We start from the raw sequence: 16,901 nt of genomic DNA, 5'->3' as shown, positions 1-16,901 counted from the left end.
GTTAATGGCCGTTGTTGGGCTGAGGTTAAATTACGCACAACACTTCGATAAGAAAACTACCAGGTGCTGTAACGTAAAATGACATGGTTCCCCGCCCTCCATAAGTATGAGGTTCTTTACCAACGTCGATGCCGTTCGCTTTCAAATTCTGATAGATGGCCATAACCTTCTCGGGTGTTTCCTGCACAAAGCCAATGTGGAAATCGGCAGGATACTGCACTGTTTGGTCTTTGTGAAAGTTGCTGATCGACAAGATGAAGTCATTCTCGTCTTTAAGAATAGCAATGATGTTATCTCCCTTTACGTCCAGACACTGGAAACCAAAATACGTTTCAAAGAAAGCCTTTGTTTCGGCCACATCGGCCACAGATAGGTTCAGGTGCTTGAGTGCCATATGCCTTGTTTTTAACTGGTTCTACAAAGGTATACACGTTATAGATTGTTCAGCAGAACGCATGAAAAAGGCCGACCCTGTTGGATCGGCCTCGCTGGTTAGGCGTGTTGCCCCTGGTGTTTTCCTTCTCTGATCTCTTCAATCATTTTCCGATTGAAGGCCGGAATGTCATCGGGCTTGCGGCTGGTCACTAACCCCTGGTCGGTTACCACTTCTTCATCTACCCAGTTGGCACCGGCATTCTTCAGATCCGTCTGAATAGATGGGTACGACGTTAGTTTCCGGCCGCGAACGACATCGGCTTCAATGAGCATGATCGGCGCATGGCAAATGGCCGCCACGGGCTTCTGTGCTTCAAAGAAATGCCGGACAAATTGCACAGCTTTGGGTTCTGTCCGGAGTGTGTCCGGGTTCATGACGCCACCGGGTAATAGCAGGGCATCATACTGGCTGGGGTCAGCACCGGCCAGGGGCAGATCGACCGGGAAGCTGTCGCCCCAGTCTGTTTCGTCCCAGCCTTTCACCTCACCGCCCTTCGGCGAAATAAGGTGCGTTGTGGCTCCTGCGTCCTGGAGCGCTTTGCGTGGTTCGGTCATTTCGACCTGTTCAAATCCATCGGTTAGCAGAATCGCTACCTTCTTTCCCTGCAATCGTTGCTGCGTTTCCATAATCTGTTCGTTAATACGTTGAGAATTTAGTTGTGGCAGACAGTTGATATAAGTCTGACAACTAATCAACTGCGGAGATAGGCCTAAGGTTATGTATATAAGGTACGCTATTGATAATCAACGTATCTTTAATTTCTGCTTGATGGCTTGTCAGGCTAAAGACAGGTTTTCTACGTTATTAACAGGACCTGTCGGTTTTTACAAAGCCTGTGCAGTCGGCCATTTCCTCAAGAATCGAACCTGATCACGTAAGACCTTAACCAGTCGTTTTTTACTACGTTTGTACTATGGATTCTAAATCATGCGAGAAAGCCACGGGGGCTATGGCCGATAAGTACCGGCTCTCGATCATACTGGAATTAGCCCAACGGGCGAGCATGACACCGTCTGATATTCAGGAGTTAACGGGTTTGTCGCAGCCTTGTGTGTCGCACCATGTTCGGCTGCTGACCGAGAGTGAATTGGTCTTTGCGGTTAAAGAAGGACGTAATGTGCATTTGCGCCTGAATAAAGAGAAGGTTCGGCAATTATCAACCTTTCTGGCGGAGCTGACATAAAAATTTAATCAGAAACATTCAAACTTTTAAATATATCAAACCGTTGTCCTGCCTGAATACTACACGCTAAATCCGTATCCGCAGGGATATCAGCAAATGGCACAAAAACTTTTTTCAGTAACTACCCTTGGTAATCTGACGCTTCAGAACCACATCGTTATGGCTCCTATGACGCGTAATCGCGCCACCGTCGATCATGCCGTAACGCCTATTATGACAACCTATTATGCGCAACGGGCCTCGGCTGGTTTGATTATAACGGAAGGAGTTGCACCATCGCCCAATGGCAACGGGTACGCCCGCGTGCCGGGTCTGTATACCGCTGACCAGGTTGCTGGCTGGAAAAACGTGACGGATGCCGTTCATGCAAAAGGTGGTAAAATTTTCGCCCAGTTGATGCACTCGGGCCGCGTTGGGCATCCTGTTAACATGCACCAAGAAGGTGAGGTTATTGCTCCTTCTGCCATTGCTGCTGCTGGGCAGATTTACACCGATACCGATGGCATGCTGGATCACCCAACACCCCGTGCCCTGACAACCGATGAGGTAAAACAAACGGTACAGGAATTTGTGCAGGCCGCTAAGAATGCCATTGAGGCTGGTTTCGACGGTGTAGAGATTCACGGTGCCAACGGCTATCTGGTAGAGCAGTTTTTGCGCTCGACAACCAACCAGCGGACCGATGAGTACGGTGGTTCGGCCGAAAATAATGCCCGCTTTGCCCTGGAAGTTGCCGAGCAAATCGCGCAGGCTATTGGAAAAGAAAAGACGGGTATCCGTCTGTCGCCTTATGGGGTGTTCAACGACATGCCCTACTCGCCGGACGATGACAAAATCTATCATTACGTAGCGGAGAAGCTGTCTGATTATGTAGTCTACGTCCACCTCGTCGATCACGAATCGATGGGCGCACCGGCCGTTGATCCAGCTATTGTGGAGGCTATCCGCGAGAAGTATACAGGTAAGCTGATTTTGAGCGGAGGCTACGATGCTGACCGGGCTGAAGCCGATCTGACAAGCGGGAAAGCGGACTTGGTGGCCATGGGCCGGCCATTCATTGCCAACCCCGATCTCGTAGAACGGTTGAAAACTGGTGCGGAACTCAATCAACCTGATTTTGAGACGTTCTACACGCCCGGTGAAAAAGGCTATACTGATTATCCAGTGCTGGAAGAAGCAAAGGCATAATTCTGATTCCAGTTAGCTATTATACCAACACACCCGTCTGACTAGTCAGACGGGTGTGTTGGTATAATAGGTTTGCGTTTTCGTTGAACCGAGCCCTCAATTGTAGCGTTTTAAGTATATTCGCTCAAATGATAATCGCCATGCTACAAGCCTCTGCTGCGGCACTTCCTCATACACTCGATGAATTTGTGAATTGGGAACCCCTCGATGGATACAAATACGAATGGAACGATGGGGAAGTTATTCGATTTTCAGGTATGAAGAAAAGGCAATACTACATCTATGATGTATTGAACACTCTTTTTATTGAGAAAGAGTATCATCGGACAGGAACCCTTATGGCTGAACCAGACGTAATGCTTACTGCCATTCAGATGCGCCGACCCAATATTGCTTATTTTACGAAAGAACAAATACAACAGGGCCGGCGAGGGGAGGATGTCATTCCTGCTTTTGTTGTCGAGGTGCTATCTGAAACGGATCAAGCCTACCGAATTGAGGAAAAAATTGTCGAATATTTCAATGCAGTTGTTCAGGTAGTTTGGAATATCATTCCAGAGCAGGAGGTTGTTTATGTCTACACCTCTCGTAAGCAGGTAACGATCTGCCTGGACGATGACGTTTGTTTCGCTACGCCTGTTTTACCTGATTTTATGATTACCGTCAACGACCTGTTCGCTCCATTCGTAGCGTAGGTTTGTTGAGCAGTATCAATATAGAATAAACGTCGAAAGCGTATCATGTAGCCCCTCGTTTCAGGGCTCTATGATACGCTTTCGACGTTTATAGTTTATACCTAAGGTTTTAGAAACCTTATAGGTCTAGGTTTTTGAGAACTAGACCAGAACGGCCTTTAAGGTTTGTTCTAAAATAAGCCGCCCGTTTGTGTTGCCTAGGGCTGGGTCAGCAGCGCGCTCGGGGTGGGGCATCATACCAAATACGTTTTTGCTTTTATTGGTGACACCCGCAATGTTTTCCAGACTGCCATTCGGATTGGCTTCTTCCGTTACGGCGCCGGTTGCGTCGCAATAGCGGAATAACACCTGGTTATTGTCATTGAGTGCTTTCAGCGTATCAGCATCGGCAAAGTACCGACCATCGCCGTGGGCGATTGGTATTTTATAGGCTGGCTTGGTCAACTCGGCGGTTAGTAGAGCATCGGTCGATTCGGGTTTCAGATAAATGTTCTTGCAAACATATTTCTGGCTGTTATTCTGAAGTAAAACACCCGGAACCAGCCGGGCTTCAGCCAAAATCTGGAAACCATTGCAGATGCCCATCAGGTAACCACCCCGGTTGGCATGGGCAATAACCTCGTTCATGATGGGCGAAAAGCGGGCTACGGCTCCCGTGCGCAGATAATCACCATAAGAGAATCCACCGGGCAGGATGATAAAATCGCAACCTTGCAGATCATGATCTTTATGCCAGAGTTTGACAACTTCCTGGTCCATCAGTTCCAGTGCGTCAACTGCGTCCTGATCGCAGTTGGAACCGGGAAAAACAACAACGCCAAATTTCATAGCGGAAGAATTGCTAAATCAAAGTAATACACAAAGATAACAGTTCAATCGCTACTTACACGACTCAACTGGCGTCTTCCGGCAAATTCAGCCCAGGTACTGTTAAAAACAGATCGCCGGGCACTAACCCGGCGGTCTTACAATCTTCAGAAATCGGTAGTATCGCTACGCTGTTTTTACTGCTCATAACGGGCGCTCCCATTGCTTTCGTGATGATGCATAGATGGCTACCGGGAGGTTATTTTTCAGAAAATGAACGTAAAAACGCACATAGGGATGGTCATTGAAGGACTCCGACGCGGATTGATTACATTATAGACGTGTCCTTCTCCTATCTTTACCCGATGGAATTGCTCTTTCACCGGGTCGATCTTCGGCTGAATCATACATTTACCATTGCGCATGATAGCCGTGATGTTCAGCCGACCCTGATCGTTGAATTAAGGGATGGCGAATACAGTGGGTTTGGCGAGGCTACGGCCACCCGCTATTATGGAATTACCATTGATGGCATGGTAGCCGCTCTTGATGCTATAAGAAGTCATATCGAAGCGTATTCTTTACAGGATCCCGCTGACTTCTGGGCGGCTACACAGCCCTATCTGGCGCAGAACCCCTTTGCGCTCTGTGCGCTCGACCAGGCAGCCTGGGATTTGTGGGCAAAAAAGCAGCACCAACCACTTTATAAACTCTGGCAGCTGGACCCGGCCAAAAGCCCGTTAACCGACTACACGATCGGGCTGGATATGCCCGAACGGATGGTTGAGAAAATGCAGGAGCGCCCCTGGCCGCTGTATAAAATTAAGCTAGGACGGCCTGAAATGGACTTAACACTTGTCAGGGCTTTACGCCAGCACACTGATGCCGTCTTTCGTGTGGATGCAAACTGTGGCTGGTCGGCGGCCGATGCCGTGGCTAAATCCGGCCAATTGAAAGCATTGGGTGTTGAGTTTATCGAGCAGCCGCTCCCTGCCGACGATTGGGAGGGAGCTAAACAAGTGTATGAACAGAGCGCCTTGCCCATTATTGCCGATGAAAGCTGCATTGTTGAAGGCGACGTTGACCGGTGCGCGGGTTATTTCCATGGCGTAAACATCAAACTGACGAAATGTGGCGGACTAACCCCCGCCCGGCGTATGATCAGCCGGGCACGTGAGCTGGGCTTGCGTGTCATGGTTGGCTGCATGACCGAATCGAGCGTTGGTATTTCGGCCATTGCGCAACTGCTGCCCCTGCTCGATTATGCCGACCTGGACGGCGCCCTGCTCATTGGCAATGACCCAGCCAGGGGGGTCACCTTCGACTATGGTAAAGTTGTCTATCCGCCCGAGAATGGTACCGGGGTCACTTTATTGATGAACAAATGAGTGCGATTTTCCACATAGATCAACTCCCCAACCGAACCATAGACCACGATGGTCAGGCGTACCTGTTCTTTAGCGGAACCGCTTATTTGGGCATACCTCAGCATCCGGATTTTCATCAATTAATGATGGAAAGCATGCGCCGATACGGGACGGTTTTTGGCAGTTCCCGAAATGGAAACGTGCGCATTGGTGTGTATGAAGAAGCCGAATCAAAGCTGGCCTCCCGAATTGGGGCTGAATCCGCCCTGACACTTTCATCGGGAATGATGGCCGGTCAGGTTGTTACCAACTGGTTACGAAGTCAGGCCCACACGTTTGTGTATGCGCCCAAAGCCCATCCAGCGCTCTGGCATGCACCGATGGTCACGCTACCTCAACTGGCCTTTGCCGACTGGACAGCCCAGCTACCCGACCAGCTAAGCGCGCTCCCTCCGGGGCCAGTGGCTATCCTGGTCAATTCGCTGGATGCCGTTTGTTCCGACTATTACGACTTCGACTGGGTCAACCAGTTGCCAGCTGACCGGCCAATTACGCTTGTTGTCGATGATTCGCATGGCCTGGGCGTATTGAACAACGGGAGGGGAATCTGGCCATCCATTCCGCATGAATCCGTTGCTGATCGTGCATCCGTCCGTATCGTAGGCACCGGATCGCTGGCAAAAGGGATGGGGTTGCCGGGCGGGGTGGTTTTCGGAGATGCTGCCACGATACAATCCATTCGGCAAACGGCTTTCTTTGGCGCTTGTTCGCCGATGCCGCCTGCCTGTCTGGACGCCTTTTTGCACGCGGATGCCTTATACGAGGAAGGGCAGGAGCGGCTTCAACGAAACATAAAACTGGCTGAGCAAGTACTGTTGCCGACCGGCTTGTTTCATCATGCGGCTGACTACCCGGTGTTTTTTACGGAACACGATGCGTTGTATGCGCATCTGCTTCAGAAAAATATATTGATTTACTCCTTTGCTTACCCCACGGCGGCCGACCGGGCCAACACCCGTATCGTAATCAGTGCTTTTCATGAAGTGGCTGATATTGAACGGCTGGCGGAGTCGATTTCTGATTAGTGAATTGAAAACGAGTAGCTTACATAAAAAAATCATTATGAATCCACCAACCAAAAACCTGCTCGTATCGCCGTTACTAGTCCTCATTATCGTTGCCTTCGGGCTGTCAACGGTTCCCGTCGCCACACCGTTGGCTACGTATGAGCGAACAGCCGCGCCCATTCTAACGGGAGCGGATCAGGTGGATCGTTATTTGCCTTATCTGGCAGGCAAGCGGGTTGCTCTGGTTGTCAATCAGACGTCGATCATCGGTACTCGACCCAGTGTCGATAGTTTGCTGAGTCGGGGCGTCAAGATCGTGAAAGTCTTCGGGCCTGAACATGGCTTTCGGGGAAACGCCAGCAATGGCGCCAAGGTGAGCGACGAAGTGGATGCAAAAACCGGCATACCCGTTATCTCCTTGTACGGCAAAAACAAGAAGCCCTCCCGCGAACAGCTAGCCGACGTCGACCTGGTTATCTACGACATTCAGGATGTGGGCGCCCGTTTTTATACGTACATCAATACGCTGGATCATGTTATGGAGGCCTGCGCCGAAAATGGCAAGGAGCTCATGATTCTGGACCGGCCTAACCCCAATGGCTATCTGGTCGATGGGCCTATTCTGGACGATCATCTGCATTCGGGTATTGGCATGCATCGCATTCCGATCAGTCACGGCCTGACCATTGCTGAGTTTGCGCAACTGATCAATGGGGAAGGCTGGCTGCCTAACCGGGCCCAGTGTAAGCTGCGCATTGTTAAGGTGGCGAACTACACCCACGACATGCCTTATGAATTACCCGTGTTCCCCTCGCCCAATCTGAATACGCAGCAATCCATTTTACTATATCCCAGTATTTGTTGGTTCGAGGGGACGATCATTAGCCAGGGGCGGGGCACCTACATGCCGTTTACGGTGCTGGGTGCCCCGGCGCTTAAAGGGAAATACTCGTTCTCATTCAAGCCGGTGAGCTTAAAGGGGATGAGTGAGACACCGCTGCATCAGGATACCGATTGTTATGGACTCGATCTGCGCCAGTATGACACGGCCAAACTTCGCAAAAGCAAGCAGCTTAATCTGGCCTGGCTCATGGAGTTATACAAGGCTTATCCGGATAAGGAACGCTTTTTCGACGCCAGCCAAAGCAAGCAGATAAATAATTTTGATAAACTGGCGGGCACCGAAAACCTGAAAAAGCAAATCATAGCGGGTACGCCGGAAGCGGAGATCCGTAAAAGCTGGGAGCCAGGTCTTTCAGGCTTTAAAACCCTTCGTAAGAAATACCTACTCTATCCGTAACGACGTTCGAGGACGCATCAGGATAATCCCGTTTTCTAATAATCTTACATAGATTGCCACAAAAGACGCCGATATGGTGTATAGGGCAAAACAAAGGTTATCAACTATGAAAAAACGGTACGCCCTCCTTATTTTCGTTACACTGGCTTTTGCCGCCTGTAGCAAAAAGTCAGACGTTACACCCGCTGATCCGGCCACGGTAGTATCCGGTACGTATACTATGACTAATCTGCGTTACGATTCGGCCGGTGTAAGTGTTTATAACATTACATTACCCGCTAACGCGATATCCGGGACAATTGTAGCTCGGCGCGACTCCGCTACGGTCATCTATACGACCTACACCATTAAACAAACGGGCTATAGTGATTATAGCGATACGTTTGGCCAACTAAAGCTGCAGGGCACGTCGGCTCCCTATGATATTTATTACGGATTGAATAAAGTAGGCACTACAGATGGGAAAACGTTTACCATCGACTATTCCTATACAGATCAGGGCACGACTTACCGGGAGGTTTACGCCGGACAAAAGCAATAAAATGGTTACTGACGATGCCTTTTGTCATAGCGCCAACTTGCTCTACTTTTAATTATTTCAGCCCCGATAAAAAGGCCAGGCTTGGGAGCATTTGCTCCATCGAGCGCGACGATTCGTCTTCGATGAAAAAATGCTTCACGCCCGATTTTTTGGCCTGCTTCATGATGGCTGCAATATTCACATCGCCCTGCCCAAGCGTCACGTTTGACTCAACGTCGGAGTGGCCATTGTTACTATCGGGAGTGCCGGGTTTCCGGTCTTTCAGGTGCATCAGCAGAAACCGTTTGTGGTATTTCTGCAACAGGGCCACCGGATCATAGCCGGGTGCTTTCACCCAAAAAACGTCCATCTCGAAATTAACCGATTTGGGGTCCAGGTTTTCGGCTAAATAGTCGAAAAATGTACCGTCTTTGTAGGTCTGGAACTCATAGCCGTGGTTGTGGTAGCAGAACGTTATCCCGTTCTCGGCCAGGAGCTTACCGGCCGTATTGAACACATCGATGGCCCGGTCGGCATCGTAAATGGTGAACGCATCGCCCGCGTGAGGAATCCAGGTACAAACCACGTATTTAGCGCCCAGTGCTTTGGCTTCGGCAATAATCTTTGGTACATTATTGTCCAGGTCTTCATAGCTGGCTCCCGTACTAATAGCTTTAATGCCATTCTGATCCAGCAACTTGCGAAAATCAGGTAAACTCAGTCCGTATGTTCCGGCAATCTCCGCTTCCCGGAAGCCCATTTCCTTTACTTTCGCCATCGTTCCCGGAACATCTTTCGCGAATTGCGTGCGGAAACTGTACAGTTGTAGGCCCACAGGGGCTGGTTTTTGCGCCAGTACCACCAAACAACTCAGGAGTAGTCCGGCGAGTAAGCAGGTAAATTTTGAGTTCATCTTCGTTTGTCGTTGGTGGTTTGTCGTTCGTTGTCTGTCTGGGCTCTACGTTTCGAACGACAAACTACAAACTAATTTTAAACCATAATCTATTTACCCGTCTGGGTGGTGAACGTACTTTCAAAAATTTTGTCAGCATTGCCGGTTTCGAACCCTTCGCGCCGGTGCTGGCGAGTGATCTGATCGGCCGGGAGATGCCGGAAAGGGGGCAAAATACGCCGTTCGGCAAACTCCACATACGAACCCGCAATACGGAAAACTGCACCATCGGCAAACTCCGCATCGATCATCTGGGCCACGGTAGAGGCTTGTCGCAGGTCGCCGTCCGGGCTAACTTTAATGATGCCGCCCGCCGAATTGAGCCGTAAACCCCGTTCCTGCAGAAAAGCCACAAACTCGTCGATGGTGTTGTAACCCGGCTTGAGGTTGTGCACGCTGATGGTAAAATGATTCAGGTAATAACGGTTATAAATCACCCAGGCCGCGTATTCACTTTCCTTCAGCAGCGCCTGATAGTCGGCCAGGGTGGGCGTTTCCCAAAGTGGCTGGTGCAGAAACAGATCGACTGCCTTGGCGTCGTCCAGGTCCAGCGAGTCGACGGGATCGCTGGTTACCGTGTCCGTGTAGCGATGAATGATCCGCTGGGCTTCTTCCGACAATTCGTTGACGCGCAGCTCGCTGGCAAAAATGCGGGGTAAGTCTGGTCTAGGCGGGCTGTACCAGTAAGCGGACAATTTCTTCTCGACGAAATTGTAGCTATCGCGCCGTTCGTAGCCAAGATGCATGAATATTTTCTCGAACGAGGCTAGGCCGAGGTCGGGTACGCCCATTGTCCGAAAGGCAATATGGTCATTCTCAATCTCGTCCGGCGACTGGATAACGCCCGCATCAAGCATGGCGTCCAGCACCTTCTGTACATCAGGAACGCGTTCGCTGTATCGGCGCATCAGGCCGCTCATCACAGCGTCGAGTGTTGTGGTCGTTGGTGAAGTGGTCATGTGTTTCAGTTGTGGGTTTATCATTTATGGTTTATAGTTATCTCGTAGGTCCGCCCACTACAAACTATAAACCACAACCACTTAACTTTCCCGCCACCGGCTTCTGGCCAGGATAACATCTTTGCCCGATTCGGTCTGGACGATCCGATGACGTATCGACGAACCAGTCTCGTCCATCGACTGAATTTCCAGCCAATCGTGCCAATGGCTTTCGGTACGGTAAACTAAGTCAATTTCGGCGATTTCCCGCGTCTGCAATATATCTGGGTCAACGGCTTCGAGCAGCCATTGCACATACGCCACATTGTTAACGTGTTTATTCTGATCAATACTCAACCAACCGACCTCCACCCGTTTAGTATCCGTGGGCGAAAACGCAGCCATTTGAAAATCGGGTTTGGTGGGTAAAGTGGGTAACGGATCAACGTTGGTTGGTGGGCTCAGGCTCCGAATAAAATCGGGTAGCGCAACCATACTCCGTTTTTCCATACTGAAGACAAGCCACGTACTGCTGGCATCGGCCAACAGGGTTCCATCTTCCGCAACGACCCGGAAATCGCGATGAATAAAATACTTTTCGACCGTCGTAGGGTAGGTCATCAACTGGATCGTCTGGCCGTAGCGCGGATATTGGTGCATCCGGAGGCAGAAGCGCATCAGCATCCAGCCAAAGCCCTTTTGGGCCAGGTCGGCAATACCAATCCCATAATCAATGGCGTTGCGATTGGCCGACTCCTGCATCAGGTTCATCAGGGCCGGAATGCTCATCCGCCCGAACGCATCGCATTCGTAGCCACGCAGCGTGAAGGTGTCTGTCTGAATAAAAGCCATGCGGTAAAACTACGACTAATATGAATCCATGAGGTAGTCGGGTCTCCATGGTCATCTGTTTTAAAGGATGGCCTACAAGTAATGAATACAGTTTTTGCCTTAATGAAAGCTATGGTGAAAAAAGAATCAAAGGGCATAAAAAAACTCCCCCGTTGCGTTGACCGCAGCAGGGGAGTTTTTCTTGCTAACGAAATGACTACTGGGCAGTCGACGTTGGCGTTGCGTTCTCTTTGGTACCGTAACGCTTGCGGAACTTGTCCACACGGCCGGCGGTATCGAGCAGTACGTTTTTACCCGTGTAGAAAGGGTGCGACTGCGAGCTAACTTCAATCTTTACGAGCGGATAGGTCTGGCCTTCATACTCGATAGTGTCTTTGGTCTGAACGGTCGAGCGAGTCAGAAATTTATAATCGCTCGACAGATCGTGGAATACCACTTCGCGGTAATCCGGGTGAATGCCCTTTTTCATGATTAATCTCAGTTTCTTATCATCTTCTCGGTTTCCGACCGAAAAGGACTGCAAATGTACGGTCTTTCACTGGAATAGCAAAGCCTTTTTTAGCTTCTTTTATAAGGTGAGTATGAGGCAACTAAATCTGTGCCGTTTCCTAATAATTCGGTAACAAAGCCTTGTGGCTCTCTTTCTTTCTTCTTATTTTTCCAGTAAAATATCCTTCCTCTAATGAACAGGGCGGGACGGAGTTTGTCCAGCCGCCCGATTAATAAAATCTATTTTTTTTATTTCCCAGATCATCTCTCCAATGGGATATTGCTAAGTGTCTAACGCTGACGCCTTAACAATTTCTTAACCTGCCTGGTAGAGTTGCACCTTTCAAGGATTGATCAATATGCCCGAACCTTCCGGGTTGCTTTTCCGTCTATTTCAAAAGAACTTTAGAACGCCATTCGATTCAGCAATAGCCTTTGGCTATAGTTGATCTTATTCGGATATGGTATGCATCGATAGCCTCCAGAAAGAGCAAAAACACCTTACCGTTAAGCCTGTACGCAGTATAAGTCTATCTGAAATTGAATTAGTCATTTTTTTTATACTCTAAAACTAACCCAAACGCTCATGTTTGTAGTTAAACGCGATGGCCGCCGGGAGTCGGTTAAATTCGACAAAATCACCGCTCGGATCGAGAAACTATGTTATGGCCTCGACCCCGCTTATGTACAGCCCGTAGAGGTCGCTGTAAAGGTCGTTAGTGGTCTCTATGATGGGGTGAAAACCACGGAACTCGATAACCTGGCTGCCGAAACAGCCGCGTCGATGACGACCAAGCACCCGGATTACGCTATTCTGGCTGCCCGGGTTGCTATCTCGAACCTGCATAAGGAGACCAATAAGTCATTTTCGGGAACGATTAAAAAACTCTACCAGTACGAAGACCCCAAAACCGGTGAAAATGCCTCGCTGATTTCCAAAGAGGTGTATGACGTTGTGCGTCAGCATGCAGCCCTTCTGGATTCGACGATCATCTATGACCGGGATTATGGCTATGATTACTTCGGGTATAAAACACTCGAAAAATCTTATTTGCTGAAGCTGGACGGCCGGATTGCCGAACGTCCGCAGCACATGCTCATGCGCGTAGCCGTTGGGATTCACCAGGAAGATATCGATGCGGCCATTGAGACGTACCACCTGCTCTCCGAAAAGTGGTTTACGCACGCAACGCCGACCCTGTTCAATGCCGGAACGCCAAAACCACAAATGTCGAGCTGTTTCCTGCTGACGATGAAGGACGACTCCATCGACGGTATTTATGACACGCTGAAACAAACGGCCAAGATTTCGCAATCGGCGGGCGGCATTGGTCTGAGCATTCACAACGTGCGGGCAACGGGTACGTATATCAAAGGCACCAACGGCACATCGAACGGGATCGTACCGATGCTGCGCGTCTTTAATGACACAGCTCGTTACGTGGATCAGGGTGGTGGTAAGCGGAAAGGTTCGTTTGCAATCTACCTGGAGCCCTGGCATGCCGATGTGTTCGATTTCCTGGATCTGAAAAAGAACTCCGGTAAAGAAGAAGGCCGTGCCCGCGATTTATTCTACGCGCTCTGGACGCCCGATCTGTTCATGAAGCGGGTAGAAGATGACGATGTCTGGTCGTTGTTCTGCCCCCACGAGTGCCCCGGTCTGGCTGATTGCTACGGCGACGAGTTTGAAGCATTGTATACGCGCTACGAGCGCGAAGGCCGTGCCCGCCGGACAATCAAAGCCCAGGAGTTGTGGTTCAAAATTCTGGAATCGCAAACCGAAACCGGCACGCCTTACATGCTGTATAAAGATGCGGCCAACAAAAAGTCGAACCAGAAGAACCTTGGTACCATCAAGTCATCGAACCTCTGTACCGAAATCATCGAGTACACAGCGCCTGACGAAATTGCGGTTTGTAACCTGGCGTCTATTGCGTTGCCGAAGTTCATCAAGCGTGATCCCGATGGAATCATGCGTTTCGATCACCAGAAGTTGTATGAGGTGACCCGAACCGCCACCCGCAACCTCAACAAAATCATCGACATTAACTATTACCCAGTCGAAGAAGCCCGTCGGAGCAACATGCGTCACCGGCCAATTGGATTGGGCGTACAGGGGCTGGCCGATGCGTTCATTATGCTTCGGATGCCATTCGAATCGGACGAAGCGCGTCGACTGAACGAAGATATCTTCGAGACCATTTACTTTGGCGCCATGACGTCGTCGATGGAGCAGGCTAGAGAGGAAGGTCCCTACGAAACCTGGAAGGGCTCACCAATTTCGGAAGGTATTTTCCAGTTCGATATGTGGGGCGTAAAACCAAAGTCAGGTCGCTGGGATTGGGAAAGCCTGCGGAAGGACGTTGTCGAACACGGCGTTCGGAACTCGCTGCTGCTGGCTCCGATGCCAACAGCGTCAACCTCGCAGATTCTGGGTAACAACGAGTGTTTCGAGCCGTACACGAGCAACATTTACACCCGTCGCGTGTTGTCGGGCGAGTTTGTCGTGGTGAACAAACACCTGCTCAAAGATCTCGTTAAACTGGGTCTATGGAACGATGCCATGAAGAATAACCTGATTCTGGCCAACGGCTCGATCCAGGCGATTCCGAACATTCCGCAGAACATCAAAGACCTGTATAAAACGGTTTGGGAGATTAAGCAGAAGCACATCATCGACATGGCCGCCGACCGGGGTGCCTACATCTGTCAGTCGCAGTCGCTGAACATTCACATTCAGGATTCGAACTTCGGCAAGCTGACATCCATGCACTTCTACGCCTGGAAAGCGGGTCTGAAAACGGGTATGTATTACCTCCGCACGAAAGCCGCTTCCGACGCGGTGAAGTTTACGGTGGTGCAGCCACAAGCCGAGCCACAACTGGAGCCGGTGATGGCCGAAGCCGTCACCGTCGAACGTCCGCTCGATTATGTGCAATACGCCAAGGATCACGCGCAGAACGCGACGCCACAACCCGTACCGATGGTAACGGACCTCGAACAGCAGTATGCCGCCATGACCTGCTCGCTGGACGATCCGGAAGGTTGTGAGATGTGCGGAAGCTAGAAAAAATGAAGTTACATAAGCAAAAAAGCCCTGGAATCAGGGCTTTTTTGCTCTATATCCCTTAGACTGCAATGGCATTAGTTTATAAGACAAGAATAAGACTACTAGCTTTATATCTATCTATCAATAACCAGTAAAATTGGTGAATTTACCGAACTATCAGCACGCGTATATTCCAGATGCAAAACTGAGTACTTACTTGTTGAATCACACCCATCCGCAGAATAGAGGTAAAGCAAGGTTTTTCAATTTGGTTGGTTTTGATCTTAGTAATGTGGAAAACCTGCGAATAGCACTATTAGAACTTGCTCGTATGGGTGTAGTTGTCAACGAGTAGTTTAATGAAGATGGGATAAAGTACGTCGTTATTGGTAAGCAATATGAATTGAAAACAGTCTGGGTTATAGAGCCACCCGATACTTACCCCCGACTTGTAACAGCCTATCCAAACTAATACGCCAATGATTCAGGAAAATGACTTAGTTGTGCTGCTTACAGATTTGCCAACCGTTAGCCTAAGGCGGGGTGATGTTGGGACAATCGCTCATGTTTATCAAAGTGGTACCCGCTACGAAGTTGAATTCGTCAATGCAAAGGGAGATACCATAGCTGTTGAAACGCTTACTGTTGACCAAATTAAGAAAGTTGATGAAAGCAGGGCGATTCTACATTATATAGATGTTGAACGGGCTGCCTAGCAACTATTGTTGAACGTAATCTGTGGCTACGTCCTGGCGTTATCCGATCTCCGACCGAAGTATTCTATACAGGATTATCATTATTCTGGTCTCTGATCGGATCGCACTAGAGCGTAGTTTGTAACTACGCCCAACATGCGGCTTTTATTGGCCATAGATTTTAGCTGTTATTGCATCAGCATGATCTCACCTAAGTTTTCCTTCACAATCGCTCGTGTTGAATCCCGAATGACCAACTCGCCCTCCAGATTGGCCTGCGTGATGGTGTTATTTTTCTTGATAGCATCCAGCAGAATTTTAGTGGCTAACTGGCCCATTTCCTGCAGGGGCTGCTTAATGTACGTTATCGGCGTTTGAAACAGGTTGTAGGCTTCGGCCTGATCGATGCTGACAACGGCAATGTCTTCGGGAACGCTCCGCTGTAAGGCGTTGAGCTGCTGCAACCCATACAAGGCTATGGTATTGGATGCAAACAGAAGTGCATCGACGGGTTTAGAACCTGTGGTAAGATCGGTCACGGCCTTTCTGACATCGGCCTCTATTGACCCGATGCCTAATTCTTTCACCCACGTTTTCCGGATCGGAACAAGATTGTCTTTTAGAGCCGACAGGTAACCTCGTTTGCGATCCTGCAGGGTGATCAGGCCCGTCTGAAAGGTGACCAAGCCAATTCGCCGATAGCCTGAATCGATCAGGTGCTGCACGGCTGTATAAATGGCCCCATAATTGTCTAAAGCCACATAATTGGTTTTAAGGTCCGGAAAATAGCGGTCAATTAGCACAAACGGAATGCCTTGCTGTTGCAAGTCGGCTAGCTGGGGCTCAATACCTTCGGGGGGCGCAATCAACAGGCCATCGACTTGCCGGTTGAGCAAGGTTGTAATCAGCTTTTGGGCCTTCTGTGGCTTTTCGTCTGAGCTGCCAAAAAGAACCGTATAGTTCTGGGTATCGGCTACATCTTCAATAATACGCGCCAGCGAGGATGAAAATGGATTCGAAATATCGGATACTACTAGCCCAATCGTGGCGGTTTTATTGGTCTTTAGGCTCTTGGCAATCTGATTGGGCTGATAGTTCAAGGACTTGGCCACTTCCCTGATTTTCTCGGCCACTTGTTTATTGATTCGGTTTATCTTCTGGTTATTAAGGACATATGAAACGAGCGTTGTTGAAACGCCCACCAACTGAGCAATATCCTTCAGCGAGGTCTTCCTGGTCATGGTGGCAAACATAGGAAAAAGTCAATAAATAATTTAATCGTTTAAACAATTCGATTGTTTACACTTCGCTTTCAGATAAACCATATTCATAGAAAAAGAATAAAATTGCACTTATAATTGTA

General features: G+C 49.4%; 18 protein-coding genes. 10 read left to right on the top strand and 8 right to left on the bottom strand.

Annotated elements, in window-relative coordinates; genetic code table 11:
* Positions 1-25: 25 nt before the first annotated feature.
* Both ACYVAM_RS22105 and ACYVAM_RS22100 read right to left on the bottom strand, forming a co-directional pair.
* On the bottom strand, positions 26-394 hold the full coding sequence (locus tag ACYVAM_RS22105) for a VOC family protein (protein WP_461071094.1): 369 nt from the start codon (positions 392-394) through the stop codon (positions 26-28).
* A 98-nt stretch (positions 395-492) separates the two neighbouring features.
* The gene (locus ACYVAM_RS22100) at positions 493-1,062 is read right to left on the bottom strand and encodes a type 1 glutamine amidotransferase domain-containing protein (RefSeq protein ID WP_461071092.1); all 570 of its coding nucleotides are present in this window, start codon (positions 1,060-1,062) and stop codon (positions 493-495) included.
* A gap of 287 nt (positions 1,063-1,349) precedes the next feature.
* Here ACYVAM_RS22100 and ACYVAM_RS22095 point away from each other — a divergent pair, with 287 nt between their 5' ends.
* The 3 genes from ACYVAM_RS22095 to ACYVAM_RS22085 all read left to right on the top strand — a co-directional run bounded on the left by ACYVAM_RS22095 (position 1,350) and on the right by ACYVAM_RS22085 (position 3,502).
* A complete protein-coding gene (locus tag ACYVAM_RS22095; RefSeq protein WP_461071090.1) occupies positions 1,350-1,619 on the top strand; it encodes an ArsR/SmtB family transcription factor in 270 nt (89 codons plus the stop codon).
* 96 nt (positions 1,620-1,715) lie between these two features.
* Positions 1,716-2,807, top strand: a complete 1,092-nt coding sequence (locus tag ACYVAM_RS22090) for an alkene reductase (protein WP_461071088.1) — start codon at positions 1,716-1,718, stop codon at positions 2,805-2,807.
* A 140-nt stretch (positions 2,808-2,947) separates the two neighbouring features.
* Positions 2,948-3,502 carry a Uma2 family endonuclease gene (locus ACYVAM_RS22085; protein WP_461071086.1) on the top strand — a complete coding sequence of 185 codons (555 nt, stop codon included), beginning with the start codon at positions 2,948-2,950 and terminating at the stop codon, positions 3,500-3,502.
* A 141-nt stretch (positions 3,503-3,643) separates the two neighbouring features.
* Here ACYVAM_RS22085 and purQ read toward each other — a convergent pair whose 3' ends face one another.
* Positions 3,644-4,330: a phosphoribosylformylglycinamidine synthase subunit PurQ gene (gene purQ / locus ACYVAM_RS22080; RefSeq protein WP_461071084.1), complete on the bottom strand. Its 687-nt coding sequence runs from the start codon at positions 4,328-4,330 to the stop codon at positions 3,644-3,646.
* A 344-nt stretch (positions 4,331-4,674) separates the two neighbouring features.
* On the opposite strand from purQ, the gene ACYVAM_RS22075 reads away from it, so the two are divergent.
* The 4 genes from ACYVAM_RS22075 (at position 4,675) to ACYVAM_RS22060 (ending at position 8,584) form a co-directional block, all read left to right on the top strand.
* Positions 4,675-5,697 carry a dipeptide epimerase gene (locus ACYVAM_RS22075; RefSeq protein WP_461071082.1) on the top strand — a complete coding sequence of 341 codons (1,023 nt, stop codon included), beginning with the start codon at positions 4,675-4,677 and terminating at the stop codon, positions 5,695-5,697.
* Positions 5,694-6,761, top strand: coding sequence for an aminotransferase class I/II-fold pyridoxal phosphate-dependent enzyme (locus ACYVAM_RS22070; RefSeq protein ID WP_461071080.1), 1,068 nt, complete (start codon positions 5,694-5,696; stop codon positions 6,759-6,761). Before ACYVAM_RS22075 ends, ACYVAM_RS22070 begins: the two co-directional genes overlap by 4 nt.
* Positions 6,715-8,043: an exo-beta-N-acetylmuramidase NamZ family protein gene (locus ACYVAM_RS22065; protein WP_461071078.1), complete on the top strand. Its 1,329-nt coding sequence runs from the start codon at positions 6,715-6,717 to the stop codon at positions 8,041-8,043. The genes ACYVAM_RS22070 and ACYVAM_RS22065 overlap by 47 nt, the downstream gene beginning before the upstream one ends.
* Positions 8,044-8,149: 106 nt before the next feature.
* Positions 8,150-8,584 (top strand): hypothetical protein, encoded by a 435-nt coding sequence (locus ACYVAM_RS22060; protein ID WP_461071076.1) that lies wholly within the window; start codon positions 8,150-8,152, stop codon positions 8,582-8,584.
* A 52-nt stretch (positions 8,585-8,636) separates the two neighbouring features.
* Here ACYVAM_RS22060 and ACYVAM_RS22055 read toward each other — a convergent pair whose 3' ends face one another.
* From ACYVAM_RS22055 to ACYVAM_RS22040, 4 genes are all read right to left on the bottom strand, one after another.
* Positions 8,637-9,476: a sugar phosphate isomerase/epimerase family protein gene (locus ACYVAM_RS22055; RefSeq protein WP_461071074.1), complete on the bottom strand. Its 840-nt coding sequence runs from the start codon at positions 9,474-9,476 to the stop codon at positions 8,637-8,639.
* Positions 9,477-9,565: 89 nt separating this feature from the next.
* Positions 9,566-10,474: a 2-oxoadipate dioxygenase/decarboxylase family protein gene (locus ACYVAM_RS22050; RefSeq protein ID WP_461071685.1), complete on the bottom strand. Its 909-nt coding sequence runs from the start codon at positions 10,472-10,474 to the stop codon at positions 9,566-9,568.
* Between the two features lie 81 nt (positions 10,475-10,555).
* A complete protein-coding gene (locus tag ACYVAM_RS22045; protein WP_461071072.1) occupies positions 10,556-11,305 on the bottom strand; it encodes an acyl-[acyl-carrier-protein] thioesterase in 750 nt (249 codons plus the stop codon).
* Between the two features lie 196 nt (positions 11,306-11,501).
* Positions 11,502-11,774, bottom strand: a complete 273-nt coding sequence (locus tag ACYVAM_RS22040; RefSeq protein ID WP_460937723.1) for a type B 50S ribosomal protein L31 — start codon at positions 11,772-11,774, stop codon at positions 11,502-11,504.
* A gap of 606 nt (positions 11,775-12,380) precedes the next feature.
* On the opposite strand from ACYVAM_RS22040, the gene ACYVAM_RS22035 reads away from it, so the two are divergent.
* From ACYVAM_RS22035 to ACYVAM_RS22025, 3 genes are all read left to right on the top strand, one after another.
* The gene (locus ACYVAM_RS22035; RefSeq protein ID WP_461071070.1) at positions 12,381-14,861 is read left to right on the top strand and encodes a ribonucleoside-diphosphate reductase subunit alpha; all 2,481 of its coding nucleotides are present in this window, start codon (positions 12,381-12,383) and stop codon (positions 14,859-14,861) included.
* 142 nt (positions 14,862-15,003) lie between these two features.
* A complete protein-coding gene (locus ACYVAM_RS22030; RefSeq protein WP_461071068.1) occupies positions 15,004-15,198 on the top strand; it encodes a DUF6883 domain-containing protein in 195 nt (64 codons plus the stop codon).
* Between the two features lie 124 nt (positions 15,199-15,322).
* Entirely contained in the window at positions 15,323-15,559 is a 237-nt protein-coding gene (locus ACYVAM_RS22025; RefSeq protein ID WP_461071066.1) for a DUF4926 domain-containing protein, read from the top strand.
* Between the two features lie 167 nt (positions 15,560-15,726).
* On the opposite strand, the gene ACYVAM_RS22020 is transcribed toward ACYVAM_RS22025, so the two are convergent.
* Positions 15,727-16,779, bottom strand: coding sequence for a LacI family DNA-binding transcriptional regulator (locus ACYVAM_RS22020; protein WP_461071064.1), 1,053 nt, complete (start codon positions 16,777-16,779; stop codon positions 15,727-15,729).
* Positions 16,780-16,901 lie beyond the last annotated feature (122 nt).

It is taken from the genome of Spirosoma horti (assembly GCF_054776595.1).
This window is presented reverse-complemented; position numbering and strand designations above follow the sequence as displayed.